Below are 20,937 nucleotides of genomic sequence, written 5' to 3'. Positions count from 1 at the left end.
AGCACGCCGGACGCGCCGGAAATCCGGTCCATCCGGCGAAATCCGCCGGCCGCCGGCCGGGTGGCGGGCATGATCGGGGCGTGACTGACTTCCCGGTCGACGGCCGTGTCCACGAGGGATACGAGCAGGTCGCCGACGTGTTCCGGCAGAACTTCGCGCACCGGGACGAGCTCGGCGCGGCCGTCGCCGTCGTGGTGGACGGCCGGCCCGTTGTCGACCTGTGGGGCGGCTGGACCGGGCCGGATCGGACGACGCCGTGGGACCGGCGGACCCTGACCAACGTGTGGTCGGCGACCAAGGGCCTGCTCGCCATCTGCGCGTTGCAGCTGATCGAGAGTGGCGACCTGGAGCCGGACGCGCCGATCGCCCGCTACTGGCCGGAGTTCGCCAAGGCCGGCAAGGCGCACATTCCCGTGCGGTGGCTGCTGTCGCACCGGTCCGGCGTGACCGGTCTCGAGCAGCCGATCACCGATGCCGACCTGCTCGACTGGCCGAAGATGATCGGGTTGCTGGCCGCGCAGGGGCCGTTGTTCGAGCCCGGTGGAGCCATCGGGCACTACAGCCTTTCGTACGGCTACCTCGTCGGCGAGGTCATCCGCCGGATCACCGGGCTGACCGTCGGCGAGTTCCTGCTGGCCAATGTGGCCCGGCCGCTCGACGCCGACGTGCACATCGGGCTGTCCGCCGGGGACCTGCCGCGCTGTTCGACCACCGTCGAGCCCGACGTGATCCCGGCACTGCCGGCCGTCGGGTGCGCCGCCTTGGCCGCTTTCGCCAACCCTCGGCTCACCGCTGCCTTGGCCAACCAGGCCGGTTGGCGCGTAGCCGAGGTGCCCGCCGCCAACGGCCATGCCACCGCCTTCGGCCTCGCCACCGTCTACGGCTGCCTCGCCGACGGCTCCGGCCGGCTGCTCCAGCGCCCGACCATCGAGCTCGGCCGGTCCGGTCAGGGCCCGTGCGCCGACCTCATCGCCGGCCTCGGCGCCGAGTTCGGCCTCGGTTTCATGCTCGGCTTCGGTCCCAGTCCGCGGGCCTTCGGTCACGACGGGTTCGGCGGCTGCACCGGCTTCGCCGACCCGGAACGCGGCGTCGGCTTCGCCTACGTCACCAACCGCATGGGCCCCGGCCTCCGCACCGACCCCCGCCGAGCAGCGCTGGTCGAGGCGGTTTACGGGTGTTTGGGGAGTTGACCACGCATCAGGACATCACCCTGTCTGGATCCGCTCGTTTTCTTGACTCATTCCAGACAACGTGGTGGGGTGGCCGCAGACCCCTGGGAGGCGAGATGGCTTTCGACGAGAACACCGAGCCGCTGACGACGGCGGCCGGCGCGCCGGTGGCGGACAACCAGAACAGCCTGACGGCGGGCCCGCGGGGGCCGATGCTGTTGCAGGACCTGTGGTTCCTGGAAAAACTGGCGCACTTCGACCGGGAGGTGATCCCGGAGCGCCGCATGCACGCGAAGGGCTCCGGAGCCTTCGGCACGTTCCGTGTGACGGGCGACATCAGCCGGTACACCAAGGCGGCGCTGTTCGACACGGTGGGCAACGAGTGCGAGCTGTTCATGCGCTTCTCCACGGTCGCCGGCGAGCGCGGGGCGGCCGACGCGGAGCGGGACATCCGGGGCTTCGCGGTGCGCTTCTACACCAGGGAAGGCAACTGGGACGTCGTCGGCAACAACACCCCGGTGTTCTTCTTCCGCGACCCGCTGAAGTTCCCGGACCTCAACCGCGCGGTCAAGCGCGACCCGCGCACCAACCTGCGCGACCCGGAGAACAACTGGGGCTTCTGGGTGAACCTGCCGGAGGCGCTGCACCAGGTCACCATCGTGATGAGCGACCGCGGCATCCCCAAGTCCTACCGGCACATGCACGGCTTCGGCTCGCACACCTTCAGCCTGATCAACGCGGCCGGTGAGCGGCACTGGGTCAAGTTCCACTTCCGTACCGAGCAGGGCATCGAGAACCTGACCGACGAGCAGGCCGGGCAGGTCATCGCCGGCGACCGCGAGTCGCACGGACGCGACCTGTACGAGGCGATCGAGCGCGGCGACCATCCCAAGTGGACACTGTACGTGCAGGTGATGCCCGAGGCCGACGCCGACGGCTACCGGTTCCACCCGTTCGACCTGACCAAGGTGTGGAGCAAGCGGGACTACCCGCTGATCGAGGTCGGCGAGCTGACCCTGAACCGCAACCCGGACAACTACTTCGCCGATGTCGAGCAGGCCGCGTTCACCCCGGCCAACCTGGTGCCGGGTATCTCGTTCAGCCCGGACCGGATGCTCCAGGGCCGCCTGTTCTCCTACGGCGACGCGGCGCGCTACCGGGTCGGCGTGAACCACCACCAGATCCCGGTCAACTACCCGCGGGCCGCCGAACTGGTCAACACCTACCACCGGGACGGCGCCATGCGCGTCGACGGCAACCAGGGCGGCGTGCCGGGCATCGAGCCCAACAACTTCGGCCGCTGGGCCGAGCAGCCGTCGTATGCCGACCCGGCCCAGGCCGTCGGCGCCACGGCCGACCGCTTCGACTTCCGGGCCGACGACGACAACTACTTCCAGCAGCCCGGCGACCTGTTCCGGCTGATGACCGGGGACCAGCAGCAGGCCCTGTTCGACAACACCGCCCGGGCCATCAAGGGCGCCCGCGCGGCGACCGTTGAGAAGCACATCGCCAACTGTGCCAAGGCCGACCCGGCCTACGGTGACGGCGTGCGCAAGGCCTGCGAGGCGATCGGCGTCCTCTGACCCGTGCTGCCCGGACGGTTACGGTATTCGGGCCGTCCGGGCCGCTCACCTTGCCGCGCGCTGCCGTCCGAACTAGACAGTCAGGTATGGAACTGCCCATCGCCCTGGCCGAGCGCACCGAGATCCAGGCCTACGCCGACTTCGTCGGCGGCGCGCCGGAAGCGGTGCGGCAGCAGCTGGGAATCGCGGTGAAGCGGGTCGGCTCGGCCACGGCGCTGGCCATCCGCGGCGACTCCACCCGTTTCCTGAACCGGGCCGGCGGTTTCGGTGGCGACACACCCGTGACGGCCGACGCGGTCGCCGAGATCTGCGACTTCTACCGCGAGCAGGGCGTGACGGCGGCGTCGGTCCTGATCGCGCCGTCCGAGCTGCCGGCCGACTGGGTGGCGATCGCGGCCAAGCTGGGGCTGGTCGAGGGGGCCACGTTCGTCAAGCTCGGCTACGAGGTCGGCCGCGTGCTGGACGCGCCGGCCGACGGCCTGCGGGTCGAACTCGTCGATCCGACGCGGGCCGGCGAGTGGGCGGCGGTCATGATGAGCACGTACGGCATGACCGACGAGGGCATGGTCGGCATGGGCGCGGCCGCCGTCGGCCGGCCGAACTGGGGCAACTACGCGGCCTTCGACGGCGACCGGATCATCGCGATCGCCAGCCTGTACGTGAACGGCGAGTGTGGCGACATGTTCGGCGCCGCAACGCTTCCGGACGCCCGAGGTCGCGGCGCGCAGTCGGCGCTGCTGGCCGCCCGGGCGCACGCGGCGGCGGCCGAGGGCTGCCAGTGGCTGGTCGCCGAGACCGGCGCCGAGCAGCCGGGCCAGCACAACTCCTCGCTGCACAACATGCTCCGCGCCGGCTTCCGTCCGCTGTACGAGCGGACCACGTGGGTGTGGCGGGTCAGCTGACGAAGTCGGCGACCGCCGGCACGAACCGGGTCCTGCTGCTCGCCCGATTCAGTCGCGCCGGCCGTCGGCGTGTACGGACAGCACGTCGGCGATTGCCCGGTTCGCCGGCGCCGGCAGGCCGAGCGCGCGGGCCCGGTCGGCGACGTCGCCGCTGAGCCAGGCCACCTCCAGCCGGTTGCCGCGCTCCAGGTCGTGATGCATCGAGGACGTCATGGTCTCGGGCACGGTGTCCACAAAGGCCAGTCGGTCCTCGGCGTAGTCGGCCGGCAGCTCGACACCGGAGGCCCGGGCCACCTGCACCACCTCGCCCATGACGTCACGCAGGAACGCCCGGGAGCGCGGGTTTTCCCGGATCGGGCCGATCGACGTCCGGGCGAGCGTGGTCGTGCCGGACAAGCCGACCAGGAACACGAACTTCTCCCAGACCGCGCGGGCGATGTCCGGGCTCACCTCGACGTCGATGCCGCTTTCCTCGGCGGCCTCCCGAAACGCCTCCACCCTCGGCGTCCGTTGGCCGTCGTACTCGCCGAACACCAGCCGCTGCAACGTGTTCGCGTGGTTGATCACGCCAGGCTCGGCGATCGTCGCCGCGATGTAGCAGACGCCGCCGAGCACGTGTTCTGGCCCGAGCACCCGTCGCAGGATGTCGTCCTTGACCACACCGTTCTGGAACGACACCACCGCCGTGTCTTCGCGCAGCAGCGGCCGGATCTGTTCGGCCGCGGCCTCGGTGTCCCACAGCTTCACGCCGAACAGCACCAGATCCGCCGGCTTGAGCTCACCCGGATCGTCGGTCGCCACGACCTCGGGCAGGTGCAGGTCGCCCAGCGGGCTCCGCACCTGGAGTCCGTTGTCCCGCAACGCTTTCAGCTGCGCGCCGCGGGCGATGAACGCCACCTCGTGCCCGCCGGCCGCCAGCCGCGCCCCGAAGTAGCCGCCGACCCCGCCCGTGCCCATCACCGCGATCCGCATGTGCCCTCCTCTGTTCGTTCACAGCACGCCCGCCCGGATCGCGAAGGCCACCGCTTGGGCGCGGTTGCGCAGTCCGAACCGGGTGAGCAGTTCGTGCAGGTCTTTCTTCACGGTGCTCTCGGAGTACGACAGCGCGTCGGCGATCTGCCGCGTCTCGCGGCCTTCGGCCAGCATCCGCAGCACCGCCACTTCCCGTGTCGACAAACCGACTCCGTTGTAGCCCAACGGATGCAGGATCATCTTTTGCAGATCGCGGACCTGCCTCAGCAGCGCTCCCATCAGCTCCCGCGACACCACTCCCGCGCCTTCCGCCGCCGCTTCAAGCACCTCGGCCAGCTCGCTACCACTGGTCGCCGCCCTGTCCAGCACCGCCACCACCCCGTGCCCCACCAGCGCCAGCAGCGCGCCGGGGCGGACCTCCCGGGTCAGCAGCACGATCGGCACGTCAAGACGGGCCGTGTCCTGGACCGCACGCATGGTCGAGGGGAGGAAGAGGTCGTCGACGACCAGCGCCACATCGGCCGGGTCCGCCAGCACGAACCGCCCGTCCAGCAGCGACGCCACGGCCTTGCCCGTGATCACATCCGGCGCCACCACGTGAACCCCGAGCACTGTCGCCTCCCGCTGCTTGCCCTCGACAGCGTACCTGAGTAACCATGATTTCGGTTATTAAGGAGGGGCGACGGTGAAGCCATGGCTGCGAGCCGCGGCGGCGGTGCTGGCGGTGGGCTGGGGCGCCAATCAGTTCTCGCCGCTGCTGATCGTCTACCGCGATCTCGACCACCTGTCGTCCTCGCTGGTGGCGGCGGTGTTCGGGGCGTACGTGGTCGGTCTGATCCCGGCGCTGCTGGTCGGTGCCCGGCTGTCGGCGAAGCTGGGCCGCCGGGGAGTGATGCGGCCGGTGCTGGTGCTGTCGGCGCTGGCCTCGGTGATCCTGATCGTCGGCGCGGACGATCTCTGGCTGCTGGCGATCGGCCGGCTGGTCGCGGGCGTGGCCTCGGGTGCGGCGTTCGGCCCGGGTAGTGCGTGGATCAAGGAGCTGTCGGGGGACGGGGGAGCGCGGAGGGCGGCGGGGGCGCTGTCGGCGGGGTTCGGCGGCGGGCCGCTGGTGGCGGGTGTGCTGGCGCAGTGGCTGCCGGCGCCGGCGGTCGTGCCCTACCTCGCGCACCTGGTCGTGGTGGCGATCGCGGCCGTGCTGTCCTGGAATGCGCCGGAGACCAGCCCGGCTTCGGCCCGCCGCGCACGGCTGGGCAAAGCGCTGCGACACCCCGAATTCCTGCGCCGCGTGGTGCCCAGCGCGCCGCTCGTGTTCGCCGCTGCGACCACGAGTTTCGCGGTGTTGCCGACGGTGCTGCCGGTGCCGGGCGTGCCGATCGCCAGCAGCGGCGCGATCGCGGGACTGACGCTCGGCAGTGGGCTCGTGGTGCAACCGCTGGCCCGCCGGCTGGAGCGCCGCGGCGGCTCGGTGCTGACGTTCGGCCTGGTCCTGGCGGTCGCGGGCTTCCTCTGCGCGGCGCTGTCGGTTGGCCTCGGCGCGGTGATCCTGCTGGTGCCGACGGCGATCGTGCTGGGCTCGGGCTACGGCATGCTGTTGGTCGGCGGCCTCAGCCGGGTCGAAGCGCTGGCCACGGCCGAAGAACTGGCCGGCGTCACCGCCGTGTTCTACTGCCTGGCCTACGCCGGCTTCGCCGCGCCGTACCTGTTCACGGCGGTCAGCATGGTCGTGCCGGCCACGGTGGTGTTCGTGGGGGCCGCCGGGGTGGTCGTGCTGCTCGTCCCGGTAACCGCGAAATAGGTTACTATGGGTGACGTGGACACCACGCTGCCCCCGGTGCGGGTCACCGCCCAGCTGCGGGAGCTCCGGTTCGACGCGGGCTCGCCGTCGCTGAACCTGCTGGCCACCATCGGCCGCCGGCCCAGTGCCGGCATCGAGCGGCTGACCGACGTGACGAGGCTGAAGACCTGGGCCGAGGGCATCGGCTACCCGCTGGCCGACGGTGAGGCCACCGCCGACGCGCTGGCCGGGCTGCGCCGGCTGCGCGAGGAGATCTTCGCCGTCGTCACCGACGCCATGGCCGGCCGGCCGATCTCGCCCGCCGCGGTCAACGCCGCCGCTGGAAGTGTTGCGCCGCAGCTGGTTCCCGACCTTCACGAACTGCGCTGGACCGCGTCCGACCTGACGGCGCTGCTGGCCCGGGACGCGATCGACGTGCTGTTGGACCCCGTCCGCCGAGGCCGGCTGCGGACGTGTGACTCCCCGGTCTGTCGGATGATCTTCCTCGACGGCGCCGGCGGCCGGCCGCGCCGCTGGTGCTCGATGAGCCGCTGCGGCAACACCAGCAAGGCCGCCGCCTACCGGAACCGGGGTCACTAGTCCACGCTCCCGCCGGGGTTCTCTAGGTGAGCGGCTCGCCGCCGTCGACCCGCAGCGTGACGCCGGTCAGGAAGCGGTTGGTCATCGCGAAGATCGCTGCCTGCGCGATGTCCTCCACGGTGCCGATGCGGCGGGCCGGGTTGTGCGTGCGGAAGTGCTCGAAGTAGTCCTGCTTGCCCTGTTCGCCCAGCGCGTCCCAGATGCCGGTGTCGATCACGCCGGGGGACAGCGCGTTGACCCGGATCGGGGCCAGCTCCAGCGACAGCGAGCGGGTGAGGAAGTCCGCCGCCCCGTTGGTGATCGCGACGCCGAGGTAGCCGACGGCCGGCTTGAACGCCGCGACGCCCGAGAACAGGGTGAAGGATTCGTTGACGCGCAGGTGCTTGGCCAGCATGACCGGGCCGATCACCTTGGTGTCGAAGGACTTCAGCAGCGACTCGCGGTCCAGGTCGGGCAGCAGGCCTCGGGCCCGGGCCGACGCCGTCGTGATCACGTGGTCGACCGGCCCGATGGCCTTGGCCAGGGCCTGGATCGAAGCCTCATCGGTGACGTCCACGGCCTCGGCTCGCAGTTCGCCGTCGTAGGCGTCATGCAGCTTCTCGGCGTCGCGGCCGGCCACGATGACCTGCGCGCCCTCGGCTCGTGCCGCCTCGACGATCGCCCGGGCGATGCCGCTGCCGCGCCCGATGACCAGTGCCGACTTGTCCTGTAGTGCGGTTCCCATGGCTTGCAGTTTGCCATTAAGGCGCTAGCCTTGCCTAGGAGGCAAAACCTTACGGGGAGGTTGTGACGTGACCACTTCGGACATGCAGCTCGATCTGGACGAACTTCCGGCCGCGGCGGCGACGGTCGAGGCCGAGCGGCTGGCCCGCAAGCGCGACCTGGCCGTGGCGTTCCGGCTGTTCGCCCGCTACGGCTTCGACGAGGGCGTTGCCGGGCACATCACCGTGCGGGATCCCGAGTTCCCGCACCGGTTCTGGGTCAACCCGTACGCCGTGCACTTCTCCCGGATCACGGTCGGCGACCTGCTGCTGATCGACGAGGACGGCCGCGTCGCCGAAGGCAGTCGCCGTACCAACAAGGCCGCCTTCTGGATCCACTCGTCCGTCCACAATGCACGGCCGGACGTCGTCGCCGTGGCCCATGCGCACAGCATTCACGGCCGGGCCTTCGCCGCACTGGGCAGGACCCTGGACCCGATCATCCAGGAGTCGTGCGCCTTCTACGGCGATCACGTCCTGTTCGACGAGTACAAGGGCCTGGTGCTGGAGAAGACCGAAGGCGCTCGCATCGCCGCCCGTCTCGGCCGGCAGCGGGCGGCGATCCTGCGGCACCACGGCCTGCTCACCGTCGGCCGTTCCGTGGCCGAGGCCGCGTGGTGGTTCATCACCATGGACCGCGCCTGCCAGATGCAGCTGCTGGCCGACGCCGCCGGCACGCCCCGCGTGATGACCGACTCCGAAGCCACCCTGGCCCACCGGCAGTTCGGCAACGCCACCATGGCCCGGCACAGCTTCCAGATCCTCGCCGACCTGGTGCTGGCCACCGAGCCCGACGTGCTCGACCAGTAGGGTTTTGCCTCATGGGCGAGGACATCGACCGCTTGGTGGCTGACCGGCTGCGGCAGGTCCGGCTGGACCGCGGGCTCACGTTGACCCAGCTCGCGCAGCTCACCGGCATCTCCATCGCGCACCTGTCGCGGATCGAGAAGGGCGAGCGGCAGCCGTCCATCGGCAGCCTGCTGCAACTCGCGCGGGCCTACGGCGTGTCGATCGGCGCCCTGATCGAGGACCTGCCCGAGCAGGACTATCACCTCGTCCGGGCCGGCGAGGCCACTGTGCACCGGAGCGGCGACGCCCGGTACGAGGTGCTCAGCGGGCCCCATGCCGGCATCGCCGTCGTCACCGTCGAGCTGCCCGCCGGGGCCGGCACCGACGACGCCCAGCACACCGGCGAGGAGTGGCTGCACGCCGTGGTCGGCTCCCTGCTGGTTCGCCTCGGCGGCAACGAGATCGTGCTCAAGCCCGGCGATTCCCTCCAGTTCGACTCGGCCGTCGTGCACTCACTGCACAACCCGTCCAAGCGGGCCGTGCGGGCGTTGATCGCCTCTTCCGCCACGCCCGCACGGCACCCCGTCTCCGGCCTGCCCCGCCACTAGGCCCCGAGACCCGCCACCCCGAAACCGACCGAGAACCGGTCGCACCACACCAGCACGCTCTTGTACTGCGCGATGTCCGTGCCGGCTGGCACCGCGTAGACCTCGTCGCCGTTGGTCGCCTTCAACGCCCCCAGGTCGAGGTGGCCCTGTTCCTTGAACTTGGCGTCTCCGGCGTCCTGGCTCTGGCTCGTCAGCCACACGTGCACCGCGGGGCCGTCGCTCGTGCTGAAGTCCCTGAGCTGCACCGCGTAGCTGCCGTCCGCATTCCTGACCACCTCCGCCTGCCCGCTCGTCGGGTGCGCCAGCGACCGGAACGTCCCCTTCTGCGCCGCGCCGTCGGCCAGCTTCTCGTGCACCGTGCTGCTGGTGAACAGCTTCCACGGCTGGAACGCCCACAGTCCGACCGCGACCAGCACGATCACCGCCGCTGCCACCGGAACCACGATCTTGCGCCGTGCCAGGAGCGCCCGCATCGAACCACCCTCACCTTCGGTGGGCCGGCCGCGCCGACCCTTCTGCCCGGTGCAACGAGCTCTCCGTAGCCGCGTGATCCCGATCGGTGCTTACGGAGCGGTGACGTGCCCATTCACCCCTTTCACTACTTAAGTAGTGAAACGTGGTAGCGTCGACGGCACACGACGAAGGGGAGCGGGCATGGTGGACCCGGTGTTGACCGAGGGGCTGGGCAAGAAGTACCGGCGGGGCTGGGCACTGATGGATTGCGGCCTGGTCATCCCGCAGAACCGGGTGGTCGCCCTGGTCGGCCCCAACGGTGCCGGCAAGAGCACGCTGATGGGCCTGGTCACGGGCCTGATCCGGCCGACCGCGGGGGAGATCTCGGTGTTCGGCGACCGGCCGAACGGCCGCGGACTGCATCCGGGGGTGGCCTTCCTGGCCCAGCACAAGCCGCTGTACGCGCAGTTCAGGGTGGCCGAGACACTGCGGTTCGGGCAGCGCACCAATCCCACCTGGGATCAGGAGTACGCGGAAGGCCTGGTGCGGCGGGCGAACGTGCCGCTGACGGCCAAAGTCGGCACGCTGTCCGGCGGCCAGCGGACCCGGGTCGCGCTGGCCTTGGCGCTGGGCAAACGGCCTCGCCTGCTGCTGCTCGACGAACCGCTGGCCGATCTGGACCCGCTGGCCCGCGAGTCGGTGCTGCGCAGCCTGGTCGAGGAGAGCCGCCGGGAGGGCATCACCGCGGTGCTGTCCTCGCACGTGCTGGCCGAGCTGGAAGGCGTCTGCGATCACCTGGTGCTGCTGGCCGACGGCCAGGTCCGGGTCGCCGGTGACGTCAATTCCCTGTTGGACCGGCATGTTCTGCTCGTCGGACCGGCCGAGGGCCCGCTGCCGGTGCCGGCGAGCGCGGTGATCGACGTCCGCCGCACGGATCATGGACAGGAGGTTCTGGTGCCTGTGACCCTCGCCGGCCACGCGCCGGGATGGCGGCAACTGCGACCCCGGCTCGGGCACCTCGCCCTGGGCTACATGCGCGACGCTGCCCGTGAGGTGGCGGCATGATCCGTGTCGTATGGCGCCAGCAGCGCGCCCAGTTGATCACCCTGTTGGGTGTGCTCGTGGTCGCCGTCGGCGTGGTGCTCGTCGCCCGCGCCTCGATGACGTCCTATTTGGACGGCCATGGCCTCACCGCCTGCGTGACGGGTGGCGTCCAGGGCAACGGATGCGGCAACGACGTCGCACAGTCCTTTCAGGACATCTGGTTCGACCGGATGAAGGTCGCGCAGCTGTTCGTGCTGGCGCTGCCCGTGCTGATCGGCCTGTTCTGCGGTGCGCCGCTGTTCGCCCGTGAACTCGAGCAAGGTACCCACGTGCTGGCGTTCACCCAGTCGGTGAGCCGGCTCCGGTGGATGACCAGCAAGCTGCTGGTGTCGGCGGTGCCGGCGCTGCTCGTGGTGGCCGTGGTGCAGCTGCTGGTCGAGTGGTGGGTCGCCGCCGCCGGCAAGATCGGGCCGCTGGCCTCCGGACCGTACTTCTACGTCACCTTCGGCTCCAGCAGCTTCGCGCCGCTGGCCTACACCGTGTTTGCCTTCACCCTGGGCATGTTCGTCGGTGCCGCGTCCCGGCGAACCCTGGTCGCGATGACCGTGACGCTCGGCGTGACCGTTGTCCTGCGGTACATCTTGTCCACCGCACAGCAGTTCCTCGTGCCGGCGCAGCGAATCGTCTCCGACGACCCGTCGCAGTCGATCTACGAGCGCGGTTCGCTCGAGGTGTTCGGCGGCTACCTCGACGCCAACGGCACGATCGTGCCGACGGCCAAGGCTGCCGACGCCATCGGGAAATGCGGCTCGCGGGGCGACGCCGCGCCGATCACCGACAGCGCCGCCTGCTACCGCGATCACGGCCTGGCCAAGTGGTTCGCCGATGTCATCCCGGTCAGTGCCGCCAGCACCGTGCACCTGGTGGAGGCCGCCATCTACCTGGGCCTCGCCGTGGTCTTGGTGCTCGGCACCGGCTGGGCCGTGCGCCGGCAGGCGTGAGCCGTGCCGTCCGACCCCGGGGCCTATGCTGGCGGTGTGATCGAGTTCCGGATCGACCGACGCTCCGGGGTCGCCACCTACCTGCAGATCGTCCATCAGGCCAAGCAGGCCATGCGGCTGGGGCTGCTCAATCCCGGCGACCGGCTGCCGACCGCCCGTGAGGTCGTCGAGGCCACCGCCGTCAACCCGAACACCGTGCTCAAGGCGTACCGGGAGCTGGAGCGGGAGGGGCTCGTCGAGGCCCGGCGGGGGTTGGGCACCTTCGTCACGAAGTCGCTGGCCAGCTCGGCCAGCAACCGTGGCGCCCCGCTGCGGGCCGAGCTGGCCGAGTGGATGGGCCGCGCCGCGCATGCCGGCCTCGGTGTCGACGACGTCGATGCCCTCTACGTCGACGTCCGCGCGGAGCGTTTCCCGATCGGAGAGTCATGACCGTTGCCGCCCTGAGCGCCGAGGGCCTGTCCAGGTCCTTCGGGCGCGTCCAGGCCTTGGCCGACTGCACCTTCGCACTGCCGGAGGGTCGGGTCATCGCACTCGTCGGTCCCAACGGCGCCGGCAAGAGCACCCTGCTTTCCCTGGCCGCCGGCCTCATTCGCCCCACCGCCGGCGCCATCGCCGTCCATGGCACGCCCATTCGCGGCCGGATGCATCCCGACGTCGCCTACCTGGCCCAGAACCGGCCGCTCTACCCCGATTTCACCGTCCGCGAGGTCATTCGCGCCGTCGCCGGCATGAACGAGCGGTGGTCCCAGTCCCGGGTCGAGGAGGTGCTGGACATGCTCGCCGGCGTCGACCGCTCCGCCAAGGTCCGCACCCTTTCGGCCGGCGCTCGCACCCAGGTCGCCATCGCCCTCGCCCTCGGCCGTCTTCCTCGCGTGCTGATGCTCGACGAGCCCCTCTCCGACCTCGATCCGCTGGCCCGTGACGAGACCCTTCGCATCGTCATGACCGAGGTCGCCGACCGGGGCACCACCGTGCTCATGTCGTCCCATCTGCTCAGCGATCTCAGCGAGGTCTGCGACCACCTCCTGCTCGTGGTCGCCGGCCAGGTCCGCCTCGCCGGCGACGTCGAGGACGTCCTCGCCGCCCACCGCGTCCTCGTCGGCCCCCGCGACCAGGAGTCCGCCGTCACCGGCTCCGTCATTTCCGCCTCCCGCACCGAACGCCAGGCCACCCTCCTCGTCCGCGACGCCGAGCCCGCCCCTCCCGGCTGGCTCGCCGACCAGCCCGACCTGGAAACCCTGGTCGTCGGCTACCTCCGCGCCGCCCGCCACGTCCAGGCGACCTCTCAGCCGGTGTGAGAGACTCCGCCCCGTGACTCGCACGGTGTGTCTCGCCCAGGAACCCGAGGCCGATGCCCTCCTCGCCCGTGATTACCTCGCGCTCTTGTTCGGGATGCTGCTAGATCAACAAGTGCCGATGGAAAAGGCGTTCAAGGGGCCGAAGCTCATCCTGGACCGTATGGGCAAGTTCGACGTCCACGCCGTCGCCGAGGCCGACCCCGACGAGTTCGCTGCCCTCGTCTCCACTCCACCCGCCATTCACCGCTTCCCAGGTTCCATGGCGAAGCGCCTGCAGACGTTGGCCCAGTTCCTGGTCGAGAACTACGACGGCAAGGTCGACAAGATCTGGAAGCAGGGCAAGCCGGACGGCATCGAGGTGCTCAAGCGTCTGACGGCTCTGCCGGGTTTCGGTGACCAGAAGGCGCGGATCTTCTTGGCGCTGCTGGGCAAGCAGATGGGCGTGAAGCCGGAAGGCTGGCGAGAGGCCGCGGGTGCCTACGGCGATGAGGGTTCTCGCCGCAGCGTCGCCGACGTGACCGATGCGAAGTCGCTGGGTGAGGTGCGGGCGTTCAAGAAGGCGGCCAAGGCAGCCGCCAAGGGCTGAGCGGGTCGCCGTAACCAAAAAGCCTTGTCCCTGAGGCGTTTCTCGAATGTGCGTGCGGGGCACGCGCTCGATAACAGGCCCGGCCGAGTGCGTCATATGACGCAGAACTGACGGGTGGGAGGGGGCAGAGTGGCTCAGCGGGGCAACCAGGGCCGGAGAGTCCACTGTGGACGGAAGGCGGTTGGTCACATGTTGGCAACATGTGCGGCCGGAGGCTAACCCGGTCGCGCCGGCATCGGATGCATTGACGGTCGGCAGGTGGCGGTCCGTGGGAGGGACCTCTGGTGCTCGGGTACACAGAGGCACAGCATCGGACGGTCGTCATCGTGGACGTCGCGGGGTTCACGGCGGCCAACCGGCGGGGCGTGCACCAGGTCGAAATCCACAAACGGCTGGTGGAACTGCTGACCACGGCCTTCGACGACGCGGGGATCCCCTGGCAGGACTGCGATGTGGAAGACCGGGGCGACGGCAAACTCATCCTCGCCCCGCGCGACGTGTTCAACATCAGGCTGGTCGACCAGCTGTGGAGCCGGCTGGTGGCGGAACTGCGCCGCTACAACGCATTGCACTCGGCGGCGGCGGTGATGCAGCTGCGGGTGGCGGTCCACGCGGGCGAAGTGTGGCGCGGCCCGGCGGGAGAGGTCAGCCCGGCGATCAACCTGGCGGCGCGCATCATCGAAGCGGCGGCGGCGAAAGACGTGCTCAAGGCGACCGGCGCGGCCCTGGCCATGATCGCCTCGGACGCCTTCTACCGTGACGTCATCGAACCCGATCCGGCCGCGGCGCCGGACCTGTTCCGGCGGATTCCGGTCGACGTCAAGCAAACCCAGACGCACGCGTGGCTGCGGGTGGCGGAGTCGCCGCAGCCGGAAGCCGTGCAGCCGCAGCTGGAACTCGAGCAACTGGCCCCGCTGCTGGACGGCGTCTTCGTGCCGCACCTGCCGGTGCTGGTGGGACGGGCGAGCGGCCCGGGCGTGCCGCCGGCGCCCCTGGTTCGGACGCCTGGGCCTCCGTGCGCCACCTGGCCGAATTCAACGCGGGAGCGGACGGAGTCCCGCCGGCATTGGTCTTCCTCGGCCTCCTGGCCGGCATCGTGGACCGGGACCGCGGGGAGCAGCTGGCCCGCTGGACCGAGGACCAGGCCCGCCGGCTCGGGCTGCCGGCCGGGTCGGGCAACCGGCCGGTCGTCGAGAAGCTGGACAAGGAATCCCGGTTGCACCTGTTGATCGCCGTGCTGCCCGACGGCGTGAGCCGGGACCAGGTCCTGCTCTTCCACTGGCGGCAGGACGATCCGGAGGTCTGGCCGCCGGCCTGCGGCGAGCCGGTGACGGTCGCGGTCGACCAGCTCGAACAGCACGTCGACGATCTCGTGGTCGGCGCGGAGATCGCGTGGGAACGGCACGACGGCCCGGTGACGGTCGAGCTGCTGCTGCCCCGCGCCCTGCTCAACCTGCCGGTCCACGCCTGGCAGAAGGAACACCGGTCGGGTGATCCGCGGCCGCTGTCCCTGGACTACCCGGTGGTGGTGCGCTCACTCGAAAGAATGATGTCGCGCCAGTGGCACCGGGCCTGGAAGACGCGCTGGACGGCGTTCGCGGCCGACCCGGCCGGCGGACGGGTGCACGTGGCCCAGCCACCGGATCCGGACCGGCCGCACCTGCTGGGCGCGGTCCTGCAGGACGACCCGGCCGTTGTCACGGTCGTGTTGACCGGGCCGCCGCCGGTGCGGCCGGACCGTGGTGACGAGCTGCTCGCGGCGCTACGGTCGGGCCTGCCGGCCGTCCTCTGGCACCGGAACGGCGCGGATCCGAAAACTGTTGGTGATCTGGTATCCGGACTCATCGAGGACGGCGGTCTGATGGCGTTACCGGAGAGCACACACAAAGCAAGAAGACGTAACCATCAATCAACGAACGTGCTTTACACTGCCCTTGAGGATGTGGTGCTGCTATGGGATGACCCCGGCCGTGTGATCCATCTCGACGAGTGGGCGGGTTGATCACGAGCGGAGAGGCGATCCGAATGGGCGACCAACAAACTCCCGACGCAGTCGCCGCGGGTAATCGAACCCCGCGATTCACTACGCCGGACTGGTGGATTTACCGGGGTGTCGGGCGACCCTGGCATGACGTTAGACCGATCGACCTACTGCCACCGCCACCGCCTTGGCGGACCTTCGACGGCGGCCCGCTGCCGGACTCCGACGAGCCGCCCCAGGACGGCGACGGGGAGGGGACGCGCCGGCTCGGCGTCGAGCTGCACCTGTCCGAACGGGACGTCGATCCGCACGAGGTCGACGCCGTCAATGCCGCGCTGTACCTGCGCCGGCCACTGATCGTGACCGGCCGGCCGGGCACCGGGAAGTCCACGCTGGCCTTCCGGATCGCCCGCGAGCTCGGGCTGGGACGGGTCCTGCAGTGGTCGATCTCCAGTCGCACCACGCTGCGCAACGGGCTGTACGGGTACGACCCGATCGACCGGGTGCAGGCCGCCGCGGCCGCCAGGGGAACCGGCGACCCGCCCGAGGAACCGCCGATCGGGGACTTCGTGCGGTTGGGCCCATTGGGGACCGCATTCCTACCCAGCGTGACACCGAGGGTGCTTCTGATCGACGAGTTCGACAAGAGCGAGGTCGATCTGCCCAACGATCTTCTCGGCATATTCGAGAACGGGCAGTTTTCAATTCCGGAATTGGTGCGCGTTCAGCAGAGAACGCCCGAGGTCAGCGTGTTCACCGATGATCCGGACCGGCGGGCCGTGATCAACGGCGGCCGGGTGCGGTGCCGTGAATTCCCGGTGGTCGTCATCACCAGCAACGGTGAACGGGATTTTCCGGAGGCGTTCCTCCGTCGCTGCCTGCAACTGCGGCTGGCCGAGCCCGGCATCGACCAGCTCACCGCGATGGTCGCCGCGCATCTGCGGGCCGGCGACGACGAGCGGCGCGCCGCGTTGATCCAGGAGTTCGTGGACCGCAGTGCGGCGGCCGGCGGCCTGCCGGCCAACAAGCTGCTGGACGCGGTGTTCCTGGCCACCTCCGGCGCCTACGACGAGCAGGACGAATCCTGGCCACGGCTGCTGGACGCGCTGTGGCGGCGACTGACCTCGGTGTCGTGAGATGGCGGGGGCAGTAGACGGGCCGGCCGGCCGGACGGGCGATGCGTTGAGCTGGCGCGAGTTCGCCGACGCCGTCTGGCTCGGCGTGGCCACGCAACGGTTCTGGGAGCGGCAGCACCGGCCGCGGGACGCCGCCGGTGAGCCGCCGCCCGCCGACCGCCCACCCCCGACTGCCCGGCCCGTGCCCGAGCCTGTGACGGATCCGCCCCCGCATCCGTCCACAGTGGACCCGGTAGTCCCTCGGACGGAACCGGAGAGCCGTCCGCCGGAACCGGAGATCACTCCGGTTCGCGGCGAGCTCCGTGCCACCGCGACGCTGCCGTGGACCCCGGCGGACATGATCCGCGCGCTCCGGCCGTTCAAGCGCCGGGTGCCGTCGCCGCGCCCGGACGAGATCGAGCTCGACGAAGAGGAAACGGCCGAACGGGCGGCACAGAGCGGCGTGTGGCTGCCGATCACCAAGCCGGTCCAGACCCGATGGCTGGATCTGACGCTGGTGGTCGACATGAGCCCGTCCATGGTGCTGTGGCGGCCGACCGTGCGGGCCTTCACCGCCGTGGTGGAGCAGCTCGGCGCGTTCCGATCCGTCCACCACTGCTTCCTTGACGCAACAGGGGAACCGGTGCTGCGGTCCGGGGCCGACACCCCGGCCCACGGCCCCGGCGAGGTCGTCGACTTCTCCGGCCGCCGGATCGTGCTGGTGCTGACCGACGGCGTCGGCGCGGCGTGGCGGCAGGGGCGGGTCGCCGCGATGCTCGCGCACTGGGCCGCGGTGATGCCGGTGGCGCTCGTTCACATGCTGCCGCAACGGATGTGGTCGCGCAGCCGGCTGGGACTGCGTCACGCGGACGTGCTGCCGCCGCGGCCGCTCGCGCCCAACCGCGGCTGGCAGGTCACGCTCGACGACGCCTGGGTGGATCCGGAACAGGCGGCGGCCGACACCGCCGACGCGGTGCCGATCCCGGTTTTCGAGCTGATGCCACGGTGGATGGCGAGCTGCGCCGCGCTGTTCACCGGCGCTCGGTCGCGGCCCGCGAAGGCGATGGTCATGCTGGCCAGGACCAAGTCCCGGCCCGCCGTCGCCGAGGACGAGCCGGTCGCCCCGCCGTCGGCGCACGAACTGGTGACCCGGTTTCTCGGCCGGGCGTCCCCACTCTCGTACCGGCTGGCCACGCTGCTCGCGGCGGTTCCGGTGAATCTGGACGTCGCGCGCACCGTGCAGGCCGAGCTGGTCCCCGAATCCGGCCCGGCGCATCTGGCCGAAGTGCTCGACAGCGGCCTGCTGCGGCCCAGCGGCCCGGACTCCTGGCAGACGACGTCGTTCGAGTTCGCGTCCACCGCCGTGCGCGAGGTGCTGCTGTCCGGTGCGCGCCGCACGGACACGGCCCATGTCGTCCGCACCGTCGCCGAGCACCACTCGGTACTCACGTCTCTCGCCGAGATCATCGGCGATCCGGCCAACGCCCCCGAACCCACCGCCGAGCATCCGCTGGACCGCACCGTGCTGCGGGCCCTGAGCGGCCCGTACCTGCGCCGCGCCGCCCGACTGGAGGAGAGTGCCGTGGAAGACACCCGATCGAGCGAAACCCGCCTCAACACGAAGGAGGTTGGACTCGCGGGAACCCAGGGTGGCGGCAGGATCGGTTCAGTGAGCACGAGCGCGTCCGACACGGTGCCAGCGGCCGGGCCCGGTGACCCGGTCGCCGTGCCGCCGCCGGCCGACCCGTCGCCACGGCGCACGGAGCTGGCGATCGTCTCGGCCCCGCACACGCCCCGGGCCGACGACGTGCCCACCATCTGGGGCGACGTGCCCCCGCGCAACCCGATCTTCACCGGCCGCGACGACCTGCTCGGCCAGCTGAGCCGGCGGCTCACGGCCGGCGGCACCACCGCGATCCTGCCGGCCGCGCTGCACGGCATGGGCGGCATCGGCAAGACCCAGATCGCCGCCGAGTACATCTACCGCCATCTCGAGGACTACGAGCTGGTGTGGTGGATCCAGGCCACCCAGCCGGCCCAGATCCGGGCCGCCCTCACCGATCTCGCCCAGGCGCTGCGGCTGCCCGGCGCCCGCGAGGCGCACACGGCGGTGCCCGCCGTACGGGAGGCGCTGCGCATCGGCGTGCCGTACCGGCGCTGGCTGCTGGTGTTCGACTCGGCCGAGAGCCCGGAGGCGGTCCGGCCGTTCTTCCCGTCCAACGGCCCCGGCGAAATCCTGATCACCTCGCGCAATCCGGACTGGGCCGGGGTGGCCCGGCCACTGGAGATCGCCGTGTTCAGCCGGGCCGAGAGCAAGGAGCTGTTGCGCCGCCGCGGCCCGGAGATCGACGACGCGCAGGCCGACGCACTGGCCCAGAAACTGGGGGACCTGCCCCTGGCCATCGCCCAGGCCGCGGCCTGGCGAGCGGAGACCGGCATGCCGGTGCGGGAGTACCTGCGCCTGTTCGACGAGAAAGTGGCCGAGATCCTGGACACCACCCGACCGGACGACTACGAGGTGCCGCTGGCCGCGGCCTGGAACGTCTCGTTCGACGAGCTGCAATCGCGCAACCCGGCGGCCCACCAGCTGCTCCAGGTGTGCGCGTTCTTCGCGCCCGACCCGATCTCGCGCAGCCTGTTCACCGGCGTGCGCGGGCTGTCCATCGCGGTGGAGCTGGACGCCGCGCTGCGCGACCCGATCCGGTTGGGGCGGGCCATCCGGGACATCAACCGCTACGGCCTGGCCAAGATCGACCACCGCAACGACACGCTGCTGCTGCACCGCCTGGTCCAGCTGGTGTTGCGGGACCGGATGCCGCCGCAGCGGCGGGCCGACATGAAGCACGGGGCCCACCAGCTGCTGGCCAACCTCGATCCGAACGACCCGAACACGGCCGGCCAGTGGCCGCGCTACCAGGCGATCCTGCCGCACGCCTACGCGTCGGACATCGTCGAGTGCGACGACCGCTGGGTCCGCCAGCTGGTGTTGAACCTGATGACCTTCCTCTACCAGTGGGGTGACCACGAGGAGGCGGCCAACCTCGCCAAGCGGGCCACCGAGACCTGGCAGAACCGGCTGGACGAGACCGATCCGCAGCTGTTGCAGGCCTGGGGCCAGCAGGCGATCTACCTGTGGACGCTCGGCCGGTACGGCGAGGCGAGCCCGATCAACGAGCGGACGCTGGCGCTGCACCGGCGGGTGTCCGGCGAGGACAGCGAGGAGACGCTGCTGGCCGAGCGCCGGGTGGCCGTCGACCGGCGGGCCAAGGGCGACTTCAGCGGGGCCCTCGCGGTGAACCGTGACGTCTACCAGAAGGCCAAGGGCGTCTTCGGCGACGACGACCCGGTCACCCTGTCCGCGGCCCACGACCTCGGCGTGATCCTGCGTCTGGTCGGCGAGTACACCGAGGCGCGTGTCCTGGACGAGGACATGTACAAGCGGCAGGTGGAACTGCGTGGCTACGACGCCGCGCAGACGCTGAACGTGTTGGGCGGCTTGATCCTGGACCGGATGGAGCTGGGCGAGTACGGCTGGGCCTCGGTCGAACAGGAGCGGCTGGCCGAGCGGGCCGCGCGGCTGTTCGGCGAGGACACCGCGGCCACCTTGCAGCGCCAGCACCACCTGTCGATGGCGTTGCGCAAGAACGGCGATCACGCCGGCGCGCTGGAACGGTCGACGCAGGCCTGGCAGCGGTACCGGATTCGGTACGGCGACTCGCACCCGCAGACGCTGGCCTGCGCCATCGGCCAGTCGATCAACCTGCGCAACGCCGGTGAGCTGAGCGCCGCCCAGCAGCTGGGCGAGGAGACGTTCGGCCGGTACCGCGCAGTGCTGGGCGAGCACCACCCGCACACGCTTGCGGCGGCGGTCGACCTGGCCGTGACCCTGCGGCTGATGGGCGACGCGGATGCGGCGCAGACGCTGGACGAGCGTTCGCTCGAGCAGTTCCGCACCATGTTCGGCCCGGACCAGCCGCACGCCATCGGCGCCGCCATCAACCTGGCCAGCGATCTGGCCGCGCGCGGCGAGTTCGAGAATGCGCTGAAGCTGGACAACGACGTCGTGGCCCGGGCGGAACGAGTGCTCGGCGCCGATCACCCGACGACGTTGGCCGCGGCGGTGAACCGGACGTTCGACCTGCGGGCGCTTGGCCGCGGGCAGGAGGCGGACCCGCTGTACGTCGACGTGATGAACCGCTATCGCCGCGTGCTGGGCGACAAACACCCCGGCGTGGTGGCCGCGTCGACCAGGACCCGCGCCAACTGCGACCTGGACCCGTTGCCACTGTGACCGCTGGAGC

At 70.7% G+C, this 20,937-nt stretch carries 19 protein-coding genes and 2 pseudogenes; 16 read left to right on the top strand and 5 right to left on the bottom strand.

Translation table 11 applies throughout. The features are described from left to right. Nucleotides 1-80 precede the first annotated feature (80 nt). The 3 genes from M3Q35_RS22360 (at nt 81) to M3Q35_RS22350 (ending at nt 3,654) form a co-directional block, all read left to right on the top strand. Nucleotides 81-1,190 carry a serine hydrolase domain-containing protein gene (locus tag M3Q35_RS22360; RefSeq protein ID WP_273943924.1) on the top strand — a complete coding sequence of 370 codons (1,110 nt, stop codon included), beginning with the start codon at nt 81-83 and terminating at the stop codon, nt 1,188-1,190. 95 nt (nt 1,191-1,285) lie between these two features. Further along, nucleotides 1,286-2,752, top strand: a complete 1,467-nt coding sequence (locus M3Q35_RS22355; RefSeq protein ID WP_273943923.1) for a catalase — start codon at nt 1,286-1,288, stop codon at nt 2,750-2,752. 86 nt (nt 2,753-2,838) lie between these two features. Beyond that, a complete protein-coding gene (locus M3Q35_RS22350; protein ID WP_273943922.1) occupies nt 2,839-3,654 on the top strand; it encodes a GNAT family N-acetyltransferase in 816 nt (271 codons plus the stop codon). Between the two features lie 48 nt (nt 3,655-3,702). On the opposite strand, the gene M3Q35_RS22345 is transcribed toward M3Q35_RS22350, so the two are convergent. Next, nucleotides 3,703-4,626 carry a ketopantoate reductase family protein gene (locus tag M3Q35_RS22345; RefSeq protein WP_273943921.1) on the bottom strand — a complete coding sequence of 308 codons (924 nt, stop codon included), beginning with the start codon at nt 4,624-4,626 and terminating at the stop codon, nt 3,703-3,705. A gap of 18 nt (nt 4,627-4,644) precedes the next feature. After that, nucleotides 4,645-5,238 (bottom strand): helix-turn-helix transcriptional regulator, encoded by a 594-nt coding sequence (locus M3Q35_RS22340; RefSeq protein WP_273943920.1) that lies wholly within the window; start codon nt 5,236-5,238, stop codon nt 4,645-4,647. Nucleotides 5,239-5,311: 73 nt separating this feature from the next. Between M3Q35_RS22340 and M3Q35_RS22335 the strand changes: the two genes are divergently transcribed. Both M3Q35_RS22335 and M3Q35_RS22330 read left to right on the top strand, forming a co-directional pair. Next, a complete protein-coding gene (locus tag M3Q35_RS22335) occupies nt 5,312-6,421 on the top strand; it encodes an MFS transporter (RefSeq protein ID WP_273943919.1) in 1,110 nt (369 codons plus the stop codon). 15 nt (nt 6,422-6,436) lie between these two features. Then, nucleotides 6,437-7,000, top strand: coding sequence for a CGNR zinc finger domain-containing protein (locus M3Q35_RS22330; RefSeq protein ID WP_273943918.1), 564 nt, complete (start codon nt 6,437-6,439; stop codon nt 6,998-7,000). A 22-nt stretch (nt 7,001-7,022) separates the two neighbouring features. Here the strand turns inward: M3Q35_RS22330 and M3Q35_RS22325 are convergent, their stop codons facing one another. Then, nucleotides 7,023-7,724: an SDR family oxidoreductase gene (locus tag M3Q35_RS22325; protein WP_273943917.1), complete on the bottom strand. Its 702-nt coding sequence runs from the start codon at nt 7,722-7,724 to the stop codon at nt 7,023-7,025. 67 nt (nt 7,725-7,791) lie between these two features. Here M3Q35_RS22325 and M3Q35_RS22320 point away from each other — a divergent pair, with 67 nt between their 5' ends. Both M3Q35_RS22320 and M3Q35_RS22315 read left to right on the top strand, forming a co-directional pair. Next, a complete protein-coding gene (locus M3Q35_RS22320; RefSeq protein ID WP_337960619.1) occupies nt 7,792-8,571 on the top strand; it encodes a class II aldolase/adducin family protein in 780 nt (259 codons plus the stop codon). Between the two features lie 11 nt (nt 8,572-8,582). After that, on the top strand, nt 8,583-9,158 hold the full coding sequence (locus M3Q35_RS22315) for a helix-turn-helix domain-containing protein (protein WP_273943916.1): 576 nt from the start codon (nt 8,583-8,585) through the stop codon (nt 9,156-9,158). Here M3Q35_RS22315 and M3Q35_RS22310 read toward each other — a convergent pair. After that, the gene (locus tag M3Q35_RS22310) at nt 9,155-9,631 is read right to left on the bottom strand and encodes a DM13 domain-containing protein (protein WP_273943915.1); all 477 of its coding nucleotides are present in this window, start codon (nt 9,629-9,631) and stop codon (nt 9,155-9,157) included. The genes M3Q35_RS22315 and M3Q35_RS22310 overlap by 4 nt on opposite strands. A gap of 181 nt (nt 9,632-9,812) precedes the next feature. On the opposite strand from M3Q35_RS22310, the pseudogene M3Q35_RS48950 reads away from it, so the two are divergent. The 5 genes and pseudogenes from M3Q35_RS48950 to M3Q35_RS22285 form a co-directional block, all read left to right on the top strand. After that, nucleotides 9,813-10,307, top strand: a pseudogene (locus M3Q35_RS48950) (ATP-binding cassette domain-containing protein); the annotation flags it as partial. Between the two features lie 365 nt (nt 10,308-10,672). Further along, nucleotides 10,673-11,656, top strand: coding sequence for an ABC transporter permease subunit (locus tag M3Q35_RS22300; protein WP_273943911.1), 984 nt, complete (start codon nt 10,673-10,675; stop codon nt 11,654-11,656). A 36-nt stretch (nt 11,657-11,692) separates the two neighbouring features. Then, nucleotides 11,693-12,085, top strand: coding sequence for a GntR family transcriptional regulator (locus M3Q35_RS22295; protein ID WP_273943910.1), 393 nt, complete (start codon nt 11,693-11,695; stop codon nt 12,083-12,085). Then, entirely contained in the window at nt 12,082-12,954 is an 873-nt protein-coding gene (locus tag M3Q35_RS22290) for an ABC transporter ATP-binding protein (RefSeq protein ID WP_273943907.1), read from the top strand. Before M3Q35_RS22295 ends, M3Q35_RS22290 begins: the two co-directional genes overlap by 4 nt. 13 nt (nt 12,955-12,967) lie before the next feature. Next, nucleotides 12,968-13,540, top strand: coding sequence for an HhH-GPD-type base excision DNA repair protein (locus tag M3Q35_RS22285; RefSeq protein ID WP_273943905.1), 573 nt, complete (start codon nt 12,968-12,970; stop codon nt 13,538-13,540). A 215-nt stretch (nt 13,541-13,755) separates the two neighbouring features. On the opposite strand, the gene M3Q35_RS48945 is transcribed toward M3Q35_RS22285, so the two are convergent. Then, nucleotides 13,756-14,379 (bottom strand): hypothetical protein, encoded by a 624-nt coding sequence (locus M3Q35_RS48945; protein ID WP_420704767.1) that lies wholly within the window; start codon nt 14,377-14,379, stop codon nt 13,756-13,758. A 2-nt stretch (nt 14,380-14,381) separates the two neighbouring features. Here M3Q35_RS48945 and M3Q35_RS48940 point away from each other — a divergent pair. The 4 genes and pseudogenes from M3Q35_RS48940 to fxsT form a co-directional block, all read left to right on the top strand. Further along, nucleotides 14,382-14,648: pseudogene (locus tag M3Q35_RS48940) on the top strand (hypothetical protein); the annotation flags it as partial. Nucleotides 14,649-14,774: 126 nt separating this feature from the next. Then, nucleotides 14,775-15,542: a VMAP-C domain-containing protein gene (locus M3Q35_RS22275; RefSeq protein ID WP_273944423.1), complete on the top strand. Its 768-nt coding sequence runs from the start codon at nt 14,775-14,777 to the stop codon at nt 15,540-15,542. Between the two features lie 23 nt (nt 15,543-15,565). Next, nucleotides 15,566-16,657: an AAA family ATPase gene (locus tag M3Q35_RS22270; protein ID WP_273943902.1), complete on the top strand. Its 1,092-nt coding sequence runs from the start codon at nt 15,566-15,568 to the stop codon at nt 16,655-16,657. Nucleotide 16,658: 1 nt separating this feature from the next. Next, complete coding sequence (fxsT, locus tag M3Q35_RS22265) at nt 16,659-20,927, top strand: FxSxx-COOH system tetratricopeptide repeat protein (protein ID WP_273943901.1); 4,269 nt, start codon at nt 16,659-16,661, stop codon at nt 20,925-20,927. Nucleotides 20,928-20,937: the final 10 nt, after the last annotated feature.

It is taken from the genome of Kutzneria chonburiensis (assembly GCF_028622115.1).
Lineage (GTDB): Bacteria > Actinomycetota > Actinomycetes > Mycobacteriales > Pseudonocardiaceae > Kutzneria > Kutzneria chonburiensis.
This window is presented reverse-complemented; position numbering and strand designations above follow the sequence as displayed.